Source organism: Ruegeria sp. CDSC025 (assembly GCF_059610805.1).
Genome location: NZ_JBXWOJ010000002.1, coordinates 341,207 through 361,399, shown reverse-complemented (window position 1 = coordinate 361,399; position 20,193 = coordinate 341,207). Strand labels below are relative to the sequence as shown.

Sequence of the window (20,193 nt, the reverse complement as noted above, 5' to 3'; positions counted from 1 at the left end):
TAACGCGCAGATGACCTGATTTGACGGTGAAGGGAAAGCCCCGGATGACGCGGCATTGTCATCATTTTTCAGTCATCGGGTGAGGGCGCAGTTTCGCACCGGAATTCATATTCGGGGTCTATGCAACAAAAAAACACGCCTCCATCAACAGGAGGCGCGTTTTTTCAAACAGACTCGTGTCTGTGATCAGGCGGCTTCGGCCTGTTGGGCGGCGTTGCGGCGCTCGCTTTCTTCGCGCGAAAGAGCGACCGAAGTCCGCACACCGCGACCAACGAAATCCATCAATCCGCTGACAACCCGTTCATTTGGGTCGATACCCGCGCAAGACAGCACTTCGCGCCCATCGCGCGAGCGTGCCCAGCGGGCGATCTGTTCTGGGCCATTGCCATACTTTTTGTCGTCGGCGATAGCATCATCCAGCGCAGCCAAAACGACGGCTGCGAAAAGTTTACGAGCACGGTTGCCTTGCTCATTGTTAAAGGCGGTGCCGTCAACGAAATCTCTCATCTCGTCTTCCTTGTTGTTCTTGCTCTTGCATTTTCGGCGTGACGGTTCTTATGACCTATTAAGTGCGATTCGGATACACCTAATGTGCATAGTTGCGTTGCGTCACGCGCATAGCTTGCTGCGGCTGCAGCACAAGGTGTCGTTGTCTTGTCAGGTGCGGCCACGCCAGATATAGGGTGCGCGACTGACGCATCAACCGTTTGTGAAGGATTTAAGTCATGCCCAAGATAAATGGGAACGAAATTCGCCCCGGCAATGTGCTTGAGCATAACGATGGGCTATGGGCCGCTGTCAAAGTTGATCATGTAAAGCCCGGTAAAGGCGGGGCTTTTGCACAGGTCGAACTGCGCAATCTGCGCAATGGTTCCAAACTGAACGAACGTTTCCGCTCAGCTGACAAGGTCGAGCGTGTTCGCCTGGAACAGAAAGACCAGCAGTTTCTATACGAATCCGACGGCATGTTGGTGTTCATGGATTCCGAGACCTATGAGCAGATCGAACTGTCCGCTGATCTGTTGGGTGATCGCCGCCCGTTTCTGCAGGACGGCATGACTATCGTCGTAGAATTTTACGAAAGTGAGGCACTGAACGCCAAACTGCCACAGAAAGTGACGTGCAAGATCGTCGAGACCGAGCCTGTGGTCAAAGGTCAGACCGCTGCGAACTCGTTCAAACCGGCCGTTCTGGACAATGGTGTAAAAGTCATGGTGCCACCATTTGTGGGCCAAGATGAAATGATCGTGGTGAATACTGAAACCATGGACTATTCGGAACGCGCGTAACTGCACTTCTGCTTCAAGACACCGAGAACCGCGACAGCCCGCGCTGCGCGGTTCTTTCTATTTTTAGTCTTTGACGCGTCGGTATTTTTCGGGGTTCGGGCCAAATAGTTCGAGCATCAGTTCGAATTTGATCCGGTTTGCGCTGACCTGGCGATAATAGGCGATCAGAAAAGCCGTGGGGCCTTGAATACGGCTGAGCCCACTGGTGGCGGCAACAACTGTGCCGACATCGGTTCTGCCCTGAAGGACAAGCCAGCCACCCAGCATCAGAACCCCAACCGTCCCGGCGCCATTGATCACGCTTAGAAGGAATTTGGCCGAAAGCTTCCAGATGAACATCTTTCGGCGAGTTTCGTAGATTTCGTCGAATTCCGCTTCGATCTCGTGCGCGGCCGCGTCAATCTTTTCTGCTGTCAAACTGTCGGTGGCGCGGCGCAGTATACGAACGCGTTCGGCGACAAAGACGTTCACTTTGCGTTGCGAAACCAGAACGATGATGATCTGCGGCGCGACCATCGAAAAAGCGATCAAACCCAACCCCGGCTGTGTAGACGAGATATAACCAATCACGCTGATCAGAGTGCCGATTTGGACCACCGGGTCGGAAAAGGCACCGCCTGCGAATTTACCCAGCTCTTCTGCTTCGGCAGAAATGGCGGTAGTCATGGTCCCCTTGCGCATGGTCTCGCCGGTTTCATCCAGATCGGCGGACCGGACCAGCAGCCTTTGCCGGATCAGGCGGATCATATCCTCGCCCAATGTTCCCGCCCGATAGCCGAGCAGCCATTTCAGCCCCAGGCTCAGCAAGATAACCACCATCATACCCGCACCAAGCAGGATCATTCGGTCCACAGATACATCGTCCGAGGTCAGGTGGTTGATGATATCGCGCTGAAACTCCAGCGGGACGGCTGCCAGAGCGGCAACCGCAATAGACAGGATGATAAGGATGATCTGCCGGGCGGAACTGGCACGCCAAATTGCTTTATACAGACGAAACATCAACTCACCCGGATCACTGAACCAAACCTAGTTTGGCAGCCTGTGCTGGGCGGATCAAATGGTTCCGGGGCTGGCGGGGCCATGACCAGGCTGTATTCGAGAATTTTCATTCCTTCAGGCGCACGGTCGCGTCGCCCGCCTGCATATCATCCTTGGCCCTGTCGAGCCTGAGATATGCGATCCCCTGGCCATCCGCTTGGGTAAACAGGCGCCCCACGGATTTCCCGTCAGCAGTTATTTCGGTTCCGACAGGCGTGGTGCCCGCGACATTTACCGTGCGCAGCCCTTTACGCAGCTCGGTCTTGTGTTTCATGCGCGCGGTCACTTCCTGACCGACATAACACCCTTTTTTGAAATCAACGCCGTTCAGCAACTCGAACCCTGATTCCAGAATATAGCTGTCCGCGGTCAGTTCGATTCCGGTTTCGGGAATGCAATGGAGCACGCGGATCGCGTTCCAATCGGTTCCGTCCTCGCTTTCGGCATCTTCCGTATATGCGCGCCAGCCCATATCTGAATGGCGCGGATCGGGCAGGGCCCCATCGGGTGCCAGGCCAGTGCCGCGTTGCAGATTCAGGCCGCTGGCTTCGATCGTTAGGTCGGCGCGCAGCTTGTACATGCTCAGACGTTTGACCAATCCGTCGGCAATAACCTCGGCGACGTCCAGCAAGATATCGTCGCCCTGGCGTTTCAAAAAGAAATCGGCCAGATACTTGCCCTGTGGGGTCAGTAGGGCCGCGTAGACCAGACCATTATCAAGCCCGGCAATGTCATTGGTCACCAGCCCCTGCAAGAAGCTGTTAACGTCGGCACCGGTTAGGCGCAGAATGCGGCGATTGGGCATGGCAGAGTCCTCGTCTTTTCCATGGTGCTCGTGATATATGAGAAGTCGCTCATAAGACCAGAGGATATCCGACGTGCCGGCACCGATCAGTATTGTAATTCCAACCCTGAACGCGGCCGAAACCTTGCCTGCGACACTTGGGGCGCTGATGGAGGGGCTGCGCGCAGGGTTGATCCACGAGCTAATTGTGTCGGACGCTGGCTCCGCCGACAAAACCCATGAAATCGCAGAGAATGCTGGGGCCAGGATCGTGACCGGAGAAGCCTCGCGCGGGGGGCAGCTGCGCCGTGGCTGTGCAGCCGCCAAAGCCGATTGGCTGTTGGTACTTCATGCGGATACGGTTTTGCAGGACGGGTGGAGCAATGTTGTGCGGGATCATCTGCCCTCCGGGCGACCTGCGGCGTTCAGACTGGCCTTTGTGGCCGCGGGCTTTGCGCCATCCTGGGTTGCCGGATGGGCCAATCTTCGTAGCCGGATCTTTGGGTTGCCCTATGGTGACCAGGGCTTGCTAGTCCGGCGTTCTGAATATCAAGATGCAGGCGGTTTCCCGGAACAGCCCTTGATGGAGGACGTGGCGCTTGCCAAAGAGTTGCGCCGCATCACGCTGTTGTCCGCCCGCGCCTTTACGAGCGCGGACCGGTACGAACGGGCGGGGTGGTTGCGTCGTGGTGGTCGGAATCTGTGGACTCTGACCCGCTATCTTCTGGGCGCTGATCCCGAGCGGTTGGCGCGGGCGTACCGGCAGTAAGCGTCGTTCTGAGTTCGACAATGGATTTGCCCAGCCGGAACGGGGCGGCGAAACTGACAAGGCACAGCGCAATGATCTGAAGCACCAGAATATGCCCGTTTTCCTGCAAATATTCCCATTCATCCTTAAGCTTGCCAACCTGAGTGACAAGATCATCGTAACTTTGAGCCAAGATCAAATAGTCGCCTGCGATTGCGGGAACTTTCCTGCGCAGATTGTCGATAGCTTCCTGTGTCGAGTCATCCAGCGTTGTGAACACAAGAAACTGGTCGACGTCGAATGAGTGCACCTTCGATGTCATCGCGCGCATGTCATCGCGCTCTTCCCGGGCCTGCCGTCCAAACAGGAATTGTAGCCCCCTCAGAGGGGCGACTTCGTTTGTTACGGCAATAAACAACGGCAGGTCAGCGTTGCTTGCGGTTGAGGCTGACAGGAACTCAACTTTTTCGCACAGCGCTCCGATATCCTTGTCATAGGCCGGGTCGCAGAACCGCAAACGAAACCGCGCGGCGTCGCGGTCAAAGGCAAGCGTTGCGGCATAGGCAACGTCAATCTGCCGGTCCAGACGGGAACTGTCCGCTGTATAAAGCCCGGCCATCACCGCAACCAATGCGCCGACCCCGCCCAGAACCACCCAGACCAGATCAGCCAGTTTCCATGCGCGATGCCCGGCTGGTTTACGAAACAGGAATGCTGTGCCAACTGTGCCGATCAGAAAAAACAGAATCAGCAGCGGCAGCTGGTTTTCGGTAATAAATGTCATGGAAACAAAGTGACCAACCGCCGGTCAAGTGGCAACACTCCTCACGGGCAGTTGTAGTTTTGGAACAATCCGAAGCTATGAGCCCGAACTTTGGCCGAATTTCCTAAACAGCTTGGTGCGATCAAAGGCCTGTTCCAGTTCGACCGTGCGATCTTTGACCGAATCCCAAAGCCGTTCCTGAACTTCGGCTATGGCGCATTCCATCAGGGTCAGTATCGCAGCCATCGAATCCCAGGCAGAAGGCACCGAGATGCGCGCCGCGAATGTGTGTTTGGCCAGCCGGTGGATTGGCGAGCGCCACTGATCGGTCAACAGCACGATTTCGGCCCCGCGCTCGTGGCAGAGCTGACCAATCAGCAGGCTCGCATTCTCATAGCGCCGGACATCCAGCGCGATCAGCACATCCCCTTGACGCACGTCCAACAGATCATGGGTCCAGGATGCGGCGACCGGCAACAGGCGGACATCCGGTCGGATCATTTGCAGGTGCAGATACAGGTATTGCGCCAGTGTTCCGGTAATGCGGCCACCGGTGATGAAAATACGCCGGTTCTGATCGCTCAACAGGCTGCAGAAGCTATCGAATTCGTCGGGGTCGATCTCGTCGATTGTGCGCTTCTGGTTGGCCAGAGAACGCTGGGAATAGCGGTTGAGGATATGTTCTTCGGGCAGGTCATTCTGCCAGACATCACGTTTGGCTACTGGCCCCGAGATCATTTCTTTGACCTCACCACGCAGCGCGGCCTGAAATTGAGGATATCCGTCAAAACCGGTCTTTTGCAGCATCCGTGCAACCGTAGTGGTCGAGACTGAGGCGGTACTGGCCAATTCGGTAATACTACCCAGCCCGGCCATCGGGTAATCATCCAGTAGAACGCTGACCAGTTGCCGTTCAGACGGGGTCATCTTGTCCCGATGGGCCAGAAGCCTGTCTGTCACCCGCACTGGCGTGTCCTCCTATTATGCGACCAGACCATAATGTGAATAATTTTTCAGCAAGATCAAGCTTGGAAAAATTTATACAGAAAAAATATTGACAGGATGATGCGGTCTGTGGAAATTTTTCCACAATGTCTCATTTTGGAATCGCAGGACGGTAGATTGGACTTCGGCAAAGTTGTTCATACGGATTTGGCGGGCAATGCGCCTGTGGTCGTGCTGGTGTGCGAACATGCGTCTAATCGTATCCCGGCTTTTCTGGGCGATATGGGGCTAAGCGCTGAAGCACGCGAAAGTCATATTGCCTGGGATCCAGGCGCACTGGTCGTGGCGCAGGCTATGGCCAAACGCATGTCAGCACCTTTGGTCCATGGCGGGGTGTCTCGGCTGGTCTATGACTGCAATCGCCCGCCCGAGGCGGCGGGTGCAATGCCGATCCGCAGCGAGGATTACGAAATCCCGGCGAACATCAACATGTCGCCCGAGCAGCGAGTGGCCAGAATCGAAAACGTGTATCAGCCGTTTTGCGCCGCTTTGTCGGATTTGATCGATCAGCACAGCGCTTCACTTAGGCTGATGGTGACAATCCACAGTTTCACACCGATCTATCTGGGGCAGAAACGGCAGGTCGAACTGGGTATTCTGCACGGTGTGGACAACCAGTTTGCCACAGCGATGATGGCTGACGAAGCTATCGGCAGCCCTTTTATCATCAGGCTGAATGAGCCTTATTCTGCGGCGGATGGAGTAGCTCATACACTGGATACCCAGGCGCTGCCCCACCGTTTGCTGAACGTGATGATCGAGATCCGCAATGACTTGATCCGCACGCCTAAGCAGCAGGCAGAGATGGCCGATTGCCTAGTGCCCTGGATTGCGCGTGTTCTGTCCGGTTTTCAGGAAGGGGCGTCAGCGTGATCAAAGCGATGAGCGCATATGTCCGTATCGTGGATGCGATCAACTATCGGATCGGGCGGGTCATGATGTGGGGCCTGTTTGTCATGATGGGCATCCTGCTGTGGTCTTCGATATCAAAGACCTTCTTCCTACCGTCGCTCTGGACACTTGAAATGGCACAGTTTGCGATGGTGACCTATTACATCATGGGTGGGCCATATTCGATCCAGCTAGGGTCGAATGTGCGCATGGACCTGTTTTATCACAACTGGAGCCCCCAACGAAAAGCGTGGTTCGATGCATTTACCGTGCTTTTGCTGATCCTCTATCTGGGTGTGCTTTTCTATGGCGGGTTGGGATCGACGGCGTATAGCCTTGGTTATTGGGGCGACGAACCCGTTTCCTACTTCACCGGACTGCTGACCGGCAGTGAAGAGATCGGTCGGCTTGAACGTTCGTCGACTGCGTGGCGACCGTATATCTGGCCGGTCAAATCCATCATGGTTTTCGGTTTCTTCCTGATGTTGCTGCAGGCAGTCTCGGAATTTTTCAAAGACATTGCGCGGATCAACGGGCAGGAAATCGGGGTACAGCGGGCATGAGCCAGGAATATATCGCCATCTTCATGTTCGCGTTGATGATGCTGATGCTGTTCACCGGTCAGCGCGTTTTTGGTGCGATCGGTGCGGTTGCGACGATCGCGGCGCTTTCATTGTGGGGAACCGGAGGGCAGGACATCACATTTTCAGCCGCGATGAAGCTGATGAAGTGGTATCCGCTGCTGACCCTGCCAATGTTCATTTTCATGGGCTATGTGCTCAGCGAAAGCAGGCTGGCGGATGACCTGTATCGCATGTTCCATGTCTGGATGGGGCCGGTGAATGGCGGGCTTGCCATCGGGACGATTGGTTTGATGGTCTTGGTTTCTGCCATGAATGGCCTCAGCGTGGCCGGGATGGCTATTGGAGCCACGATTGCTTTGCCTGAACTGTTGAGACGCGGGTACGACAAAACCATGGTGACCGGTGTCATTCAGGCCGGGTCCAGTTTGGGTATCCTTGTACCGCCTTCGGTGGTTCTGGTGCTGTATGCGATGATCGCCCGTCAACCTGTGGGGCAGTTATGGCTGGCGGGGATCGTGCCCGGCTTGATGATGGCTGGCATGTTCATTCTTTATATATGGATCCGCTGTCGCATTCAGCCCGAGCTTGGTCCAGCGATGAAAGACGCGCACGAGGTTCCGCGGGCCGAGAAAATCCGGTTGCTGGGCGCGGGTGCGTTGCCGCTGATTATCTTCGCTGCGATGATGGTGCCCTTTGTGAACGGGTGGACGTCACTGGTTGAAAGTTCGGCCATCGGAGCGCTGGCGGCATTGGTGGTTTCGGTGGCCAAACGTCGAATGACCTGGGCGATTTTTGAAACCTGTACCAAGCATACGCTGGCGATATCGTGCATGTTCATGTGGATCATCCTTGCAGCACTTGGTTTTGGCGCGGTTTTCGACGGGCTTGGTGCGGTGAAGGCAATCGACAACTTGTTCACCGACCAGTTGGGCCTGTCACCCTGGATGATCCTGATCTTGATGCAGCTCAGCTTTATTGTCATGGGCACGTTTCTGGACGACACCGCGATGCTGGTGATTGTGGCACCGCTTTATGTACCGCTGGTTGGTGCGCTGGGCTTTGACTTGATTTGGTACGGGGTTCTGTACACGATCACCACACAGATCGCCTATATGACACCGCCTTTCGGCTATAACCTATTTCTGATGCGCGCGATGGCACCGCCAGAAATCACGCTGAGGGATATCTATGGCTCGATCTTTCCGTTCGTCGCCGTGATGGTTCTGGCGCTTACGATTATCATGATCTTCCCGGAACTGGCTCTTTGGCTGCCCGGATATGTCTATGGAAATTAACAAGAATGCCTTTCGAAGAGGCACGAAGCACTTCAACAGAGAGGAAATTGACATGACGACAAGACGTAAGTTTCTGAAAACCGCCGGGGTAGGGGTCGCAGCCGCACCTCTGGCCGCACCGGCGCTGGCTCAAAGCACGATCACGTGGCGCATGCAGACCTATGCCGGTCCTGCGCTGGCTGCGCATGTGATCGACCCGGCAATCGAGATGTTCAACAAGATCGCCGGTGACCGGATGCAGATCGAGCTGTTCTATGCTGACCAGCTTGTTCCGACAGGCGAACTGTTCCGTGCCATGCAGAAAGGCACCATTGATGCGGTACAGTCCGATGATGACTCGATGGCGTCGCCCACCGATGTCACAGTGTTCGGCGGCTATTTCCCGTTTGCCTCGCGCTATTCCCTGGATGTACCGGTTCTGTTCAATCAGTACGGTCTGAACGAAATCTGGGACGAAGAATACTCGAAAGTCGGGGTCAAGCACATCTCGGCGGGCGCCTGGGACCCGTGCCATTTCGCCACCAAGGACCCAATCAACAGCCTGGCGGATCTGCAAGGCAAGCGTGTCTTCACTTTCCCAACAGCGGGTCGCTTCCTCAGCCAGTTCGGTGTGGTACCAGTTACACTGCCATGGGAAGATATCGAGGTCGCCGTACAGACCGGCGAGTTGGACGGCATCGCATGGTCGGGCATCACCGAGGATTACACTGTCGGCTGGGCGGATGTGACCAACTACTTCCTGACCAACAACATCTCAGGCGCCTGGGCCGGGTCTTTCTTTGCCAACATGGATCGCTGGAACGAGTTGCCGGAAGATTTGCAAACCCTGTTCCGTGTATGCTGTGACCAGTCGCATTATTACCGCCAGTGGTGGTACTGGGGCGGCGAGGCCAGCTTGCGGGTCAATGGAGACAAAATGCAGCTGACCACGATCCCGGATGAGGAATGGGCACAGGTCGAAGGCGCGGCAATCGCATTCTGGGATGAGATTGCAGCAGAATCTGAGATCAAGGCGAGGGTTGTTGAGATATTCAAGCAATACAACGCCGACATGCTCAAGGCCGGTCGGCCTTATCGTTACGGATAATAAGCAACTTCCCGACGCGGGTAACTCCTCTCGCGTCGGGTTTGGACATCACCTGGCGACACCTCTTATGTTCATATCAATCCCAATAACAGAGATGCGAAACCGGATGCACAGTGCTGCTCACCGGTCGGACGGGGTATGAACACATGGCCATCGCTGGTTTTCTGATCGAGATTTTTGCCGCAACCATGTTGCTGCTTTTCGCCGTTCGCTTGGTTCGTACGGGGATTGAGCGGCGATTTGGCGCGCTATTTCAATCGCTTTTGACCCGACATTCAAACAGTTTTGTCGCCGGTGGCGCGGGTATGGTTCTGGCTACGATCCTGCAAAGTTCAGCCGCCGTGGCGGTTTTGCTGACAGGGTTTGCGGCGGCCGGAATGGTCAGTTTTGGCATCGCCCTGGCGGGGGTTTTGGGGGCCGATCTGGGATCGGCTCTGGTCATTCAGATACTGTCTTATGATTTGGGATGGTTGCAGCCGGTATTGCTGGCGCTGGGCGGGTGGCTCTACCTCAAATCCGATCGGGCAAATGTTCGCCTGATGGGGCGGATTGTTCTGGGTGTGGCCTTCATTTTGGTATCACTGCAATTTTTGCGCGATGCAGTTGATCCGATCCGTGAAAGTGCCTTTTTGCCAGCTATCGCGGGCTATCTTGAAAGCGACTATTTCAGTGCCTTCATCGTTGGGGCTGTGCTTGCCTTTGTCATGCACAGCTCGGTTGCGACAATCCTGATGTGCGTGACGCTGGTACAGATCGGGGCAATCCCATTCGCGGCGGGTTTGTCGTTGGTATTGGGGGCAAATTTGGGCTCGGCCTTTATTCCGATCTGGTTGACGCGCGACCAGATCGTTTCGGCCCGCCGGATACCGATAGCCAACCTGTTGCTGCGCGGCAGTGCGGCGCTTGTGATGCTGTTTGCTGTCAACGTCACCGGGACCCATGCCGCATTGATGATCAGCGGGCCGGGGCAATCGTTGATCTTTGCCCATATCGGTTTCAACCTCGTGGTGTTTCTGCTGGCAACCGGATTCGTCACCCGGATGGAAGCGCCGATGGCTTTGCTCATGCCCGAGACCGACCCTGAATCTGGTGTGGCAGATCAGTTCTCGGGTGCTCTTAATCCGCTAGGCGACCCCAGCGCCACAGGCCCTGATGTTGCGATGTCCTCGGTGCGCCACGAATTGTTGCAGATGGTCACGCAGGTCGAACGCATGTTCCGCCCGGTGCTGGATATCTATGAGCGTGACGACATTGATACCATTGCTGCCCTGTCGCAGCAGGATGAAATGGTAAACGCCCAGTTGACGGAAATCCGACGCTTTGTCGCGCGGTTGCCGCGGCAGAATATGAGCAAGTCTCAGATCAAAGCCGCCCGTGGTCTGGTGGAATACGCTATTCGGCTCGAGGCCGCTGGAGATGTCGTGTCGAACAGAATGACGCGTTCAGCAAAGATTAAACACATGGAAAGGGCCGAGTTTTCCGCCCAGGGGTGGAAAGAACTCAAGGATTTACACGCCACCATTCAGGAAAGTTTTTCGCTGGCGCGACACGTTTTGTTGGTGGATGACGTCGACTGTGCCCGCCGTCTTGTTCTGGACAAGGCCGAGATCAAAAGGATGTCCCGCGACAGCCGCAAGGCGCATCTAAAGCGGCTGGAGCGTGGTCAAACGGAAAGTTTCCAGTCCAGCGATCTGCATCTGGAGGCACTGCGCGCTATGCGCGATCTGCACGGCCATATCGCGGCCATCGCCTATCCGATCCTCTACAAAAGCGGACAGGTTCTGGAAACGCGGTTGGTTATGGAAATGGAGAAAGAAGCGGCCGAAGACTAACGGCCGTCGATGGGAACAGGGGCGCGGTGGGCCCGATTGTGATGAAGGATGAACATGATGGGTCATGATGTTGTGTTGGCGGACCTCAAAACCAAGGTTGAAGCAGGTGAAGTAGACACCGTTCTTGTTTGCATGGTGGACATGCAGGGGCGGCTGATGGGCAAACGGTTTCATGCCGGTCACTTTGTGGCAGGCGCTTGGCAAGAGACCCATTGCTGCAATTATCTGTTGGCGACAGATCTGGAAATGGGCACGCCTGACGGATATGCCTCGACCAGCTGGGAGCGGGGCTATGGCGATTACGTCATGAAACCTGATCTCAGCACTTTGCGCCCGGTGCCGTGGCTTGAGGGCACGGTGATGGTGATGTGCGATGTTCTGGATCACCACACGCATGAAGAGATCCCGCACGCGCCCCGGTCGATCCTGAAGAAACAGGTCAAACGCCTGAAAGCCATGGGTTACGACGCGATGTGCGCCACCGAGTTGGAGTTCTTTTTGTTTGAGAAGAGCTTTGACCAGATCCGCAAGGAAGGCTTTCGCGATCTGGCGCCGATCTCGGGCTATAATGAGGATTATCATATCCTGCAGACCACCAAGGAAGAGCATGTGATGCGTCCGATCCGCAATCATTTGTGGAACGCGGGCATCCCGGTCGAGAATACGAAGGGCGAGGCCGAGACCGGTCAAGAAGAGTTGAACATCAAATACGCCGCCGCCATGGAAACGGCCGAGTATCACTCGATCGCCAAGAATGCGGTGAAGGAAATCGCCTGGCAGCACGGGCATGCGGCCACGTTCCTGCCGAAATGGCATCATGACAAGGTTGGTAGTTCATCCCATGTGCATCAGTCGCTGTGGTCTGAGGGAAGGCCAATCTTTTTCGACGAAAAAGATCCGCTCGGCATGTCGGCAGTAATGAAAAGCTATATGGCCGGGTTGTTGAAATACGCTGCCGATTATACGTGTTTCATGGCCCCCTACATCAACAGCTACAAGCGTTTCCAAAAAGGAAGTTTTGCGCCGACGCGGATCATCTGGTCGGTCGACAACCGCACCGCCGGTTTCCGACTGTGTGGTGATGGAACCAAATCGGTTCGCGTGGAATGCCGTATTCCGGGCTCGGATATGAACCCGTATCTGGCGATTGCTGGTATGTTGGCGGCGGGTATCGCGGGCATCAAGGAAGGGTTGGAGCTTGAGCCACCAACCAAAGGCGATGCGTATCAGAGCGAGTCCGGCATGATCCCCGGGAACCTGCCCGCTGCGCGGGATGCCCTGCTTGGCTCAACCATGTTGCGGGCCGCTATGGGGGACGAAGTTGTTGATCACTATGCGCGCGCCGCCGAGGTGGAAATCGAGGAATTCGAAAGCGTGGTTACTGATTGGGAAATTGCCCGCGGGTTCGAAAGGGCCTGAGGGTGGACGAAGCTGGGGGCCCTGCCTGCCGCTATTGGTGCTTGAGCCAATGGCGCATCAATGACGGCCCCCGAGGTTTGTGTTGGCCAGATAAAGCAGGAGATTCTGCTTTTTAGAGGATGGAGTGGAGATGGGGCAGATGTTGAAATGCATCTCGCCGATCGATGGATCGGTTTATGCTGAGCGCGAAACCTTATCGCGCGAAGCAGCGTTTGAGGTGGCCGCGCGGGCCAGGGAAGCGCAAACAGCCTGGGCAGCACGCCCATTACAAGAGCGAATTGATCTTGTGATGGCGGGTGTCGCCGCTGTTGGTGCGATGAATGACGAAATCGTGCCCGAGTTGGCCCATATGATGGGGCGCCCAGTGCGCTACGGCGGAGAGTTCGGCGGGTTCAACGAGCGCGCCGGCCATATGGCCGAGATCGCGCAGGGTGCACTGGCCGATATTGCGGTGGGCGAGGATGAGATCTTCAGGCGCTATATCAAACGCATTCCGCATGGGGTTGTCTTTGTCGTGGCGCCCTGGAACTACCCGTACATGACTGCGATCAATACGGTGGCCCCGGCGTTGATTGCGGGCAATACCGTGGTGCTGAAACACGCGACCCAGACCTTGTTGGTGGGTGAGCGGATGGCGCAGGCTTTCCATTCGGCAGGTGTTCCTGAGAATGTGTTCCAGAATGTGTTCCTGAGTCATGATGTGACTAACGATTTGATCGCTGGAAATGCGTTTGATTTCGTGAACTTCACTGGCTCGGTCGGTGGTGGTCAGGCGATGGAACGTGCGGCGGCGGGCACATTCACCGGGGTCGGTACCGAGTTGGGCGGCAAGGATCCAGGCTATGTCATGGACGACGCCGATCTGGACGCAGCTGTTGATACGCTGATCGACGGTGCGATGTTCAACGCGGGCCAGTGCTGCTGCGGGATTGAGCGGATTTATGTGCACGAAAGCCTGTATGATGCGTTCGTTGCCAAAGCGGTTGAGATTGTTCAGGGCTATAAGCTGGGCAATCCGCTGGATGCAGAGACGACGATTGGACCGATGGCCAATATACGCTTTGCCGATGAGGTCCGCGCGCAGATTGCCGAGGCAGTCGCGGATGGCGCAGTTACCCATATCGACACTTTCCCCGAGGATGATGGGGGGGCATATCTGACCCCGCAAATCCTGACCAATGTCACACACGACATGCGGGTGATGCGGGATGAGAGTTTCGGCCCCGTAGTTGGAATCATGAAAGTGTCGTCGGATGACGAAGCCATCGCGCTGATGAATGACAGCGAGTTTGGCCTGACCGCCAGCCTCTGGACCCGCGACGTGGACCGGGCCGCGCAGGTCGGGGACCAGATTGAAACTGGCACCGTCTTCATGAACCGCGCCGATTATCTGGATCCGGGCCTGTGCTGGACCGGTTGCAAGAATACCGGGCGTGGCGGTGGTCTTTCTGTCATCGGCTATCACAACCTTACCCGCCCCAAATCCTACCATCTGAAGAAGGTGACATCATGAGCCTGTCTGGAAACTGGTCCTATCCGACCGCGATCAAATTCGGCGCTGGCCGCATCAAGGAACTGCCCGAAGCCTGCGCTGCGGCCGGAATGAAACGCCCTCTGCTGGTCACGGACAAGGGGCTGGCTGATCTGCCGATCACCTCGGCGACGCTGGATATTCTTGAGGCTGCGGGTCTGGGGCGTGGCCTGTATAGCGAAGTGGACCCGAACCCCAATGAGAAGAACCTTGAGGCCGGCGTTGCGGCGTATCGGGCAGGCGACCATGACGGGGTAATCGCATTTGGCGGTGGCTCGGGGCTGGATCTGGGTAAGATGGTGGCCTTCATGGCCGGTCAGATGCGCCCGGTCTGGGATTTCGAAGATATTGGCGACTGGTGGACCCGCGCCGATGCCGATGTCATTGCTCCGATCATTGCGGTTCCGACCACCGCTGGCACCGGGTCCGAGGTCGGGCGCGCCAGCGTCATCACCAATTCGGAAACTCATGCGAAAAAGATTATCTTTCACCCTAAGGTACTGCCAACCGTGGTGATCTGTGACCCGGAACTGACCGTGGGAATGCCGAAATTCATCACCGCTGGCACTGGTCTGGACGCCTTTGCCCATTGTGTCGAGGCGTTCTCAAGCCCGCATTACCACCCTATGTCACACGGCATCGCGCTGGAGGGGATGCGGCTGGTCAAGGACTATCTGCCGCGCGCCTATACCGATGGCACCGATATCGAAGCGCGGGCGCAGATGATGAGCGCGGCAGCCATGGGCGCGACCGCCTTCCAGAAGGGCCTCGGCGCGATCCACGCGATGAGCCACCCGATTGGCGCGGTGTTCAACACCCATCACGGGACGACCAACGCGGTCTGCATGCCCGCGGTGTTGGAGTTCAACGCCCCCGCCATCGCCGACCGGTTCCAGCAGGCCGCGGCCTATCTGGGCATCGATGGAGGCTTTGACGGGTTCCGCGCCTTTGTGCAGGAGTTTAATGACTCGCTGGGTATCCCCCGCAAACTCTCGGATATGAAAGTGACCGATGCGGCAATCCCCGAACTGGTCAAGGGGGCGATCATCGACCCCTCTTGCGGCGGCAATCCGATTGAACTGACCGAGGACAACCTGACAGCGCTGTTCAAAGCGGCGCTGTAAGCCTCTTGCCGATCCGCTCCCTCATCTCTCATAGTGATGGCAGGTGAGGGGGCGTTTCCATGACCAAAGAGATTGTTCTGATCCACGGAGCCTTTGCCGGACCGTGGTGTATGGCCGATTACGCGGGGTTCTTCCGCGACCGGGGCTGGACCGTGCACACGCCTGCTCTGCGGTACCATGGCGGCGACCCCAAGGCCGAACCCGATCCGGGCCTGACCGACGTCAGCGTCACCGATTATGCCAACGACATTGCAGAGTTCGTGCAGGGGCTGGACAGCAAACCGGTGCTGCTGGGTCACGCCATCGCAGGCGTTGTGGCGCAGCAGGTGGCAGCGCGCGGCTTGGCCAGCGCCATCGTTCTGATCAACCCGAACGCGCCGTGGGGCACACTGCCCGAAACCGACGACGAACGCGCCGTTCCGCGTGCGTTGATGGAGGGCGGGGCGTTCTGGAAACAGCCCATGCGCGTTGAGTTCGATCTGATGGCGCCCTTTGCACTCAACAAAATGCCCGAGGCGCAGCGGCATGAGGTGTTCGACCAGCTTGGCCCGGAAAGCGGCCGGGTGATGTTCGAGATGTTCTTTTGGATGTTCGACGATCACCACGCGATGAAGGTGGATATCGACAAGGTCGACTGTCCGGTTCTGATCGTGTCCGGCACCGAGGACCGGGCCGTGAACCCCAACACCTGCCGTGAGTTGGCGAAACTCTACGGAGACCGCGCGAGGTTTCTGCCGGTCGAGAACCACGCGCATTTTCTATTCATGGAGCCGGGGTGGGAAGGGCCTGCCGGGCAGATAGTGGAGTGGTTGGATGAGAAAACAGAGTAGGATGGGCATTTACACCCATCATTGATTGCAGTGCGTAAATATATGGGTGCGAGCATCTAACCAACGATTGCCTGTATTTATTCATTTCATCTAGCGTTTTTCGCAAAACGTTTTAACTGCGAAATCCAAATCTTCTTGTGATTTCAAATTGGGCCAGTTTGCCATGAAAAGATCGTCGATAATTTGCACTCCCTGAGTATCTATTACATCCAGCGCAATTGTTTGAACTTGAATTCGATTTGGAAATAAATCTCGAACATCAAATACCTGCTCTGAATAAGTCGCGGATTCTCCCGGTGCAATAGGGTCGAATTCAATAATCGCTCGGCCATCCAATTCCAGTAATTCAATTACCTTGTCATTAGATATTACAATGAGGCCTGAAATTGGTATGCTGGTAACATTGTTTACTCTCACAGTTACTAAGTTTCCTGTATCAGATGGTGCAATTTCGGAGAATTCAACGATTCCGAGATCAGCTATACACTTTTCAAGTCGATCTCGAATTTCTTGATTTCTAGAAGAAGTGGGATCAATATCCATCAACCACTCTGAAATTGAGCGTGCACTATCTGAACCAGCTTTTTCGTATTGTGCGGCTGATGGTTGGCCGTAAACTACAGAAACAATCAGGAGTGTTATGTAACAAGAAAGTGAAAGAAAAATTCTAATTTTCTCATCCCATCAATTTTAAAGAAACTGGATTTTCGCTGAAATTTACGGGCAATTTCGGTACATACTGACCCTGCAAATCCAATTTGACGATCTAAGCTCTACTTGTGAAATCGTGTTTATCATACATCCAACTCCTCCACAAACCGCGCGTTCTCTTGTATGTATTGGAACCGCAGTTCGGTTTTTTTGCCCATCAGGCGCTCAGCAAGGTCGCAGGTTTCGCCACGTTAGTCCTTTCTGATGTGCGAAAGCGTTTGCCTCATTGGCGTTTGTACACACTCTTTTTTATTAGATACAGCAACAACGCCGCTGGCCACCAAGCAAAGATAAAGATGTACGCTTTGGATAGCGAGATGCCGGTAGTTGGAAATAGGTGAGGAAAGAACAAGACCCAGATTATAGTCAATGCCCAACACGTACTAAAAACTGCTATCGTGCGATTGATTGCTCGGATTTCTTCCTTGGCGTTCATCTTTTTTTGTGGGGGAAATCTATTATCGGCTGAAGCTCGTTTCAAACATCCAACTCCTCCACAAACCGCGCGTTCTCCTGAATGTATTGGAACCGCAGTTCGGGTTTTTTGCCCATCAGACGCTCGACTAGGTCGCCGGTCTCGCCGGGTTCGTCCTCGTCGATGGTGACCCGGATCAATTTCCGGGACGCGGGGTCCATCGTGGTTTCTTTCAGGTCCTTGGCGTCCATCTCACCTAGACCTTTGAAGCGTGAGACGTCGATCTTGCCTTTGCCGCCCAGACCTTTTTCCATCCATGCGTCGCGCTCTGCCTCGTCCAGACAATAGACGCGTTTGGCGCCTTGGGTCAGGCGATACAGCGGCGGGCAGGCGAGGTAGAGGTGGCCCGCGTCGATCATGGGCCGCATCTGGGTAAAGAAGAACGTCATTAGCAGCGCCGCGATATGCGCGCCGTCGACATCCGCGTCGGTCATGATGATGATCTTATCATAGCGCAGGTCGTCGACATTGAAACGGGTGCCAAGCCCGACACCCAGCGCCTGGGTCAGATCGTTGATCTCGGCATTGGTGCCCAGCTTGGAACTGGCCGCACCCAACACGTTCAGGATTTTACCGCGCAGGGGCAGCAGCGCCTGTGTTTTGCGGTTGCGACCCATCTTGGCTGAGCCGCCCGCCGAGTCGCCCTCGACGATGAACAATTCGGTGCCGTCCCGTGTTGAACTGGAACAGTCCACCAGCTTGCCGGGGAGACGAAGTTTCTTAGTGGCGGACTTTCGCTGTGTTTCCTTCTCGGCTCGCCGGCGCAGGCGCTCCTCGGACCGTAGAATGAGGAAGTCGAGGATCGCTCCGGCGGATTTGTTATCCGCGGCCAGCCAGTTGTCGAAATGGTCACGGACCGAGTTTTCGACCAGCCGCTGTGCTTCGACCGTGGCGAGACGGTCTTTGGTCTGGCCGACGAATTCAGGCTCGCTGATAAAGCAGGACACTAGGGCGCAGCCGCCGGTAACCAGGTCGTCGCGGGTGATCTGCGCGGCCTTTTTGTTGTTGATCAGCTCGCCGTAAGCTTTGATGCCCTTGAGGACAGCGGCCCAGAAGCCTGCCACATGGGTGCCGCCTTCGGGCGTGGGGACGGTGTTACAGTAGGATTGGATGAACCCGTCGCGTGAGGGGGTCCAGTTGATCGCCCATTCGACCTTGCCAGCGGCATTGAATTTTTCCCGAAAGTCCACGGTGCCGGCAAAGGGCTGATCGGCATAGGTGGACGAGCCGTTCATCGTCTCTTTGAGGTAATCCGACAACCCGCCGGGGAAGTGGAACGTCGCCTCGGTCGGGGTTTCGCCGTCATCGATGGCGGTTTTCCATCGGATTTCGACGCCCGAGAAAAGGTAGGCCTTGGAGCGGATGGATTTGAACAGCCGCGCGGGTTTGAATTTGTGGTGGCCAAAGATGTCGGGGTCGGCATGGAAAGTTACTGTTGTACCGCGCCGATTGGGGGCAGCACCGACCTTTTCCACCGGTCCCTGAGGTACTCCGCGCGAGAAGCGTTGTTCGAACAGCTGTTTGTCGCGGGCAACCTGAACAACCATGGAATCCGACAAAGCATTGACCACAGATGCACCAACGCCATGCAGACCGCCCGAGGTCTGATACGCCTTACCCGAGAACTTGCCGCCCGCGTGCAATGTGCACAGGATGACCTCAAGCGCGGATTTGTCGGGGAATTTCGGGTGCGGATCGATCGGAATGCCGCGCCCATTGTCGCGCACGGTCAGGGCGAAATCTGCGTGCAGTTCGACCTCGATCCGGTTGGCATGGCCTGCCACCGCTTCGTCCATCGAGTTGTCGAGGATTTCAGCGACCATATGGTGCAGCGCACGCTCATCCGTGCCGCCGATATACATGCCGGGGCGTTTGCGAACAGGTTCAAGACCTTCGAGCACCTCAATGGATGAGGCGTCATAGGTATTGGTCGCTTCGGGCGTCAACAGGTCGTCGGGCATATGGGCTGCTCTTGTTTTTGAGTTTCCCCCTATTATGGCAGGTGATGTGGTCCGGGGGAAGAGGGACGCGAGGTGTTGTGGATGGTTTGGGGCTGGTTGGCCGATTAGAGGATAATCAATATGGTTGCGGCACCAGCTATCACTAATGGAAGCAATGCGGACATCAACCCTCAATGAATGTCATTCTGGTATGCAGGAACTTTTGGCAAATCTATCGCCAAGGAACTGACCCATTTACACTGGTAGCCGTCACGCGCAGCAATGATCCGGTCTTCAACGTGGCTTGCTTCCCAAACAGCAACGCATTCCAATCCAAGACACTCGCTCAAAAGAGCTGGCCGTTCCCACCCCTGCTCCGCAAAATCTGAATGATAAAGCGAGAGTTCCCCGGAAATACTGTCCTGCTTGAAACGGTAATCTTCCTTCATCACATCAATACGAGGCCTAACCCGGCCAACTTTAAGCCAAAAACCTCTGCCAATAGCGTCACGGTAAACAAAAGACTTGAACAATATCGGTAGGAGGATCAAATCTTCGATTGCCGGGCGTTCTGAGAAACATCCTTCAAAAATCGCGACGAAATACTCTTCCCCCAATTGTCCATATGCCCAACAGTCCTCAGCTATTGGAATCTCAACCATCGCCCCTGTTTGCCAGCGCTGCCGTTTTGTAGGTTTACCTCTTTGTGCTCTTAAAATGTTATTTGCTTTCATGCTTCGTGCATTGCACGCTGAGCCGCTATTCTCAATGTCAAAGAAGGGCTCAGAGCAGAAGTTCGACGATTTCGTTTCGTGACCTGTTCTAAGGCCTCTTAGGCTTCGGA

General features: G+C 55.8%; 18 protein-coding genes. 11 read left to right on the top strand and 7 right to left on the bottom strand.

The genetic code is table 11. The features are described from left to right. Nucleotides 1-186 precede the first annotated feature (186 nt). On the bottom strand, nt 187-507 hold the full coding sequence (locus AC2FH8_RS04970; protein ID WP_108785849.1) for a DUF6280 family protein: 321 nt from the start codon (nt 505-507) through the stop codon (nt 187-189). Nucleotides 508-725: 218 nt separating this feature from the next. Between AC2FH8_RS04970 and efp the strand changes: the two genes are divergently transcribed. Further along, the gene (gene efp, locus AC2FH8_RS04965) at nt 726-1,289 is read left to right on the top strand and encodes an elongation factor P (RefSeq protein ID WP_142632922.1); all 564 of its coding nucleotides are present in this window, start codon (nt 726-728) and stop codon (nt 1,287-1,289) included. 63 nt (nt 1,290-1,352) lie between these two features. Here efp and AC2FH8_RS04960 read toward each other — a convergent pair whose 3' ends face one another. Together AC2FH8_RS04960 and ygfZ are read right to left on the bottom strand one after the other, a co-directional pair. Next, nucleotides 1,353-2,291 (bottom strand): ABC transporter transmembrane domain-containing protein, encoded by a 939-nt coding sequence (locus AC2FH8_RS04960; RefSeq protein WP_496688577.1) that lies wholly within the window; start codon nt 2,289-2,291, stop codon nt 1,353-1,355. Between the two features lie 106 nt (nt 2,292-2,397). Next, the gene (gene ygfZ / locus AC2FH8_RS04955) at nt 2,398-3,135 is read right to left on the bottom strand and encodes a CAF17-like 4Fe-4S cluster assembly/insertion protein YgfZ (protein WP_496688575.1); all 738 of its coding nucleotides are present in this window, start codon (nt 3,133-3,135) and stop codon (nt 2,398-2,400) included. A gap of 73 nt (nt 3,136-3,208) precedes the next feature. On the opposite strand from ygfZ, the gene AC2FH8_RS04950 reads away from it, so the two are divergent. After that, on the top strand, nt 3,209-3,883 hold the full coding sequence (locus AC2FH8_RS04950; RefSeq protein ID WP_496688573.1) for a TIGR04283 family arsenosugar biosynthesis glycosyltransferase: 675 nt from the start codon (nt 3,209-3,211) through the stop codon (nt 3,881-3,883). 838 nt (nt 3,884-4,721) lie between these two features. On the opposite strand, the gene AC2FH8_RS04945 is transcribed toward AC2FH8_RS04950, so the two are convergent. Continuing rightward, nucleotides 4,722-5,591, bottom strand: a complete 870-nt coding sequence (locus AC2FH8_RS04945; RefSeq protein WP_142632930.1) for a MurR/RpiR family transcriptional regulator — start codon at nt 5,589-5,591, stop codon at nt 4,722-4,724. A gap of 156 nt (nt 5,592-5,747) precedes the next feature. On the opposite strand from AC2FH8_RS04945, the gene AC2FH8_RS04940 reads away from it, so the two are divergent. The 9 genes from AC2FH8_RS04940 (at nt 5,748) to AC2FH8_RS04900 (ending at nt 16,223) form a co-directional block, all read left to right on the top strand. Further along, a complete protein-coding gene (locus AC2FH8_RS04940) occupies nt 5,748-6,503 on the top strand; it encodes an N-formylglutamate amidohydrolase (protein WP_496688570.1) in 756 nt (251 codons plus the stop codon). A gap of 8 nt (nt 6,504-6,511) precedes the next feature. Continuing rightward, nucleotides 6,512-7,084, top strand: a complete 573-nt coding sequence (locus AC2FH8_RS04935) for a TRAP transporter small permease subunit (RefSeq protein WP_185956598.1) — start codon at nt 6,512-6,514, stop codon at nt 7,082-7,084. Next, nucleotides 7,081-8,400 carry a TRAP transporter large permease gene (locus tag AC2FH8_RS04930; RefSeq protein ID WP_281971849.1) on the top strand — a complete coding sequence of 440 codons (1,320 nt, stop codon included), beginning with the start codon at nt 7,081-7,083 and terminating at the stop codon, nt 8,398-8,400. Before AC2FH8_RS04935 ends, AC2FH8_RS04930 begins: the two co-directional genes overlap by 4 nt. Nucleotides 8,401-8,452: 52 nt before the next feature. Continuing rightward, nucleotides 8,453-9,487 (top strand): TRAP transporter substrate-binding protein, encoded by a 1,035-nt coding sequence (locus AC2FH8_RS04925; RefSeq protein WP_142632938.1) that lies wholly within the window; start codon nt 8,453-8,455, stop codon nt 9,485-9,487. A 146-nt stretch (nt 9,488-9,633) separates the two neighbouring features. Continuing rightward, nucleotides 9,634-11,319 carry a Na/Pi cotransporter family protein gene (locus AC2FH8_RS04920; RefSeq protein WP_142632940.1) on the top strand — a complete coding sequence of 562 codons (1,686 nt, stop codon included), beginning with the start codon at nt 9,634-9,636 and terminating at the stop codon, nt 11,317-11,319. A gap of 57 nt (nt 11,320-11,376) precedes the next feature. After that, nucleotides 11,377-12,738 (top strand): glutamine synthetase family protein, encoded by a 1,362-nt coding sequence (locus AC2FH8_RS04915; RefSeq protein WP_281971850.1) that lies wholly within the window; start codon nt 11,377-11,379, stop codon nt 12,736-12,738. A 130-nt stretch (nt 12,739-12,868) separates the two neighbouring features. After that, nucleotides 12,869-14,251, top strand: coding sequence for an aldehyde dehydrogenase family protein (locus tag AC2FH8_RS04910; RefSeq protein ID WP_496688567.1), 1,383 nt, complete (start codon nt 12,869-12,871; stop codon nt 14,249-14,251). Beyond that, nucleotides 14,248-15,393 carry an iron-containing alcohol dehydrogenase gene (locus AC2FH8_RS04905; RefSeq protein ID WP_496688565.1) on the top strand — a complete coding sequence of 382 codons (1,146 nt, stop codon included), beginning with the start codon at nt 14,248-14,250 and terminating at the stop codon, nt 15,391-15,393. The genes AC2FH8_RS04910 and AC2FH8_RS04905 overlap by 4 nt, the downstream gene beginning before the upstream one ends. Before the next feature lie 59 nt (nt 15,394-15,452). Continuing rightward, complete coding sequence (locus AC2FH8_RS04900; protein WP_496688563.1) at nt 15,453-16,223, top strand: alpha/beta hydrolase; 771 nt, start codon at nt 15,453-15,455, stop codon at nt 16,221-16,223. Between the two features lie 90 nt (nt 16,224-16,313). Here AC2FH8_RS04900 and AC2FH8_RS04895 read toward each other — a convergent pair whose 3' ends face one another. The 3 genes from AC2FH8_RS04895 to AC2FH8_RS04885 all read right to left on the bottom strand — a co-directional run bounded on the left by AC2FH8_RS04895 (nt 16,314) and on the right by AC2FH8_RS04885 (nt 20,083). Then, nucleotides 16,314-16,766: a hypothetical protein gene (locus AC2FH8_RS04895; protein WP_496688561.1), complete on the bottom strand. Its 453-nt coding sequence runs from the start codon at nt 16,764-16,766 to the stop codon at nt 16,314-16,316. Between the two features lie 645 nt (nt 16,767-17,411). Next, on the bottom strand, nt 17,412-19,370 hold the full coding sequence (parE, locus tag AC2FH8_RS04890; RefSeq protein WP_496688559.1) for a DNA topoisomerase IV subunit B: 1,959 nt from the start codon (nt 19,368-19,370) through the stop codon (nt 17,412-17,414). Nucleotides 19,371-19,540: 170 nt separating this feature from the next. Beyond that, nucleotides 19,541-20,083 carry a hypothetical protein gene (locus AC2FH8_RS04885; RefSeq protein WP_496688557.1) on the bottom strand — a complete coding sequence of 181 codons (543 nt, stop codon included), beginning with the start codon at nt 20,081-20,083 and terminating at the stop codon, nt 19,541-19,543. Nucleotides 20,084-20,193: the final 110 nt, after the last annotated feature.

Coding starts and splice junctions, on each gene's coding strand:
- AC2FH8_RS04915 (WP_281971850.1), top strand. CDS start 11,377: ATGGGTCATGATGTTGTGTTGGCGGACCTCAAAACCAAGGTTGAAGCA.
- AC2FH8_RS04970 (WP_108785849.1), bottom strand. CDS start 507: ATGAGAGATTTCGTTGACGGCACCGCCTTTAACAATGAGCAAGGCAAC.
- AC2FH8_RS04905 (WP_496688565.1), top strand. CDS start 14,248: ATGAGCCTGTCTGGAAACTGGTCCTATCCGACCGCGATCAAATTCGGC.
- parE (WP_496688559.1), bottom strand. CDS start 19,370: ATGCCCGACGACCTGTTGACGCCCGAAGCGACCAATACCTATGACGCC.
- AC2FH8_RS04920 (WP_142632940.1), top strand. CDS start 9,634: ATGGCCATCGCTGGTTTTCTGATCGAGATTTTTGCCGCAACCATGTTG.
- AC2FH8_RS04910 (WP_496688567.1), top strand. CDS start 12,869: ATGGGGCAGATGTTGAAATGCATCTCGCCGATCGATGGATCGGTTTAT.
- ygfZ (WP_496688575.1), bottom strand. CDS start 3,135: ATGCCCAATCGCCGCATTCTGCGCCTAACCGGTGCCGACGTTAACAGC.
- AC2FH8_RS04900 (WP_496688563.1), top strand. CDS start 15,453: ATGACCAAAGAGATTGTTCTGATCCACGGAGCCTTTGCCGGACCGTGG.
- efp (WP_142632922.1), top strand. CDS start 726: ATGCCCAAGATAAATGGGAACGAAATTCGCCCCGGCAATGTGCTTGAG.
- AC2FH8_RS04930 (WP_281971849.1), top strand. CDS start 7,081: ATGAGCCAGGAATATATCGCCATCTTCATGTTCGCGTTGATGATGCTG.
- AC2FH8_RS04935 (WP_185956598.1), top strand. CDS start 6,512: ATGAGCGCATATGTCCGTATCGTGGATGCGATCAACTATCGGATCGGG.
- AC2FH8_RS04925 (WP_142632938.1), top strand. CDS start 8,453: ATGACGACAAGACGTAAGTTTCTGAAAACCGCCGGGGTAGGGGTCGCA.
- AC2FH8_RS04885 (WP_496688557.1), bottom strand. CDS start 20,083: ATGAAAGCAAATAACATTTTAAGAGCACAAAGAGGTAAACCTACAAAA.
- AC2FH8_RS04895 (WP_496688561.1), bottom strand. CDS start 16,766: ATGGATATTGATCCCACTTCTTCTAGAAATCAAGAAATTCGAGATCGA.
- AC2FH8_RS04960 (WP_496688577.1), bottom strand. CDS start 2,291: ATGTTTCGTCTGTATAAAGCAATTTGGCGTGCCAGTTCCGCCCGGCAG.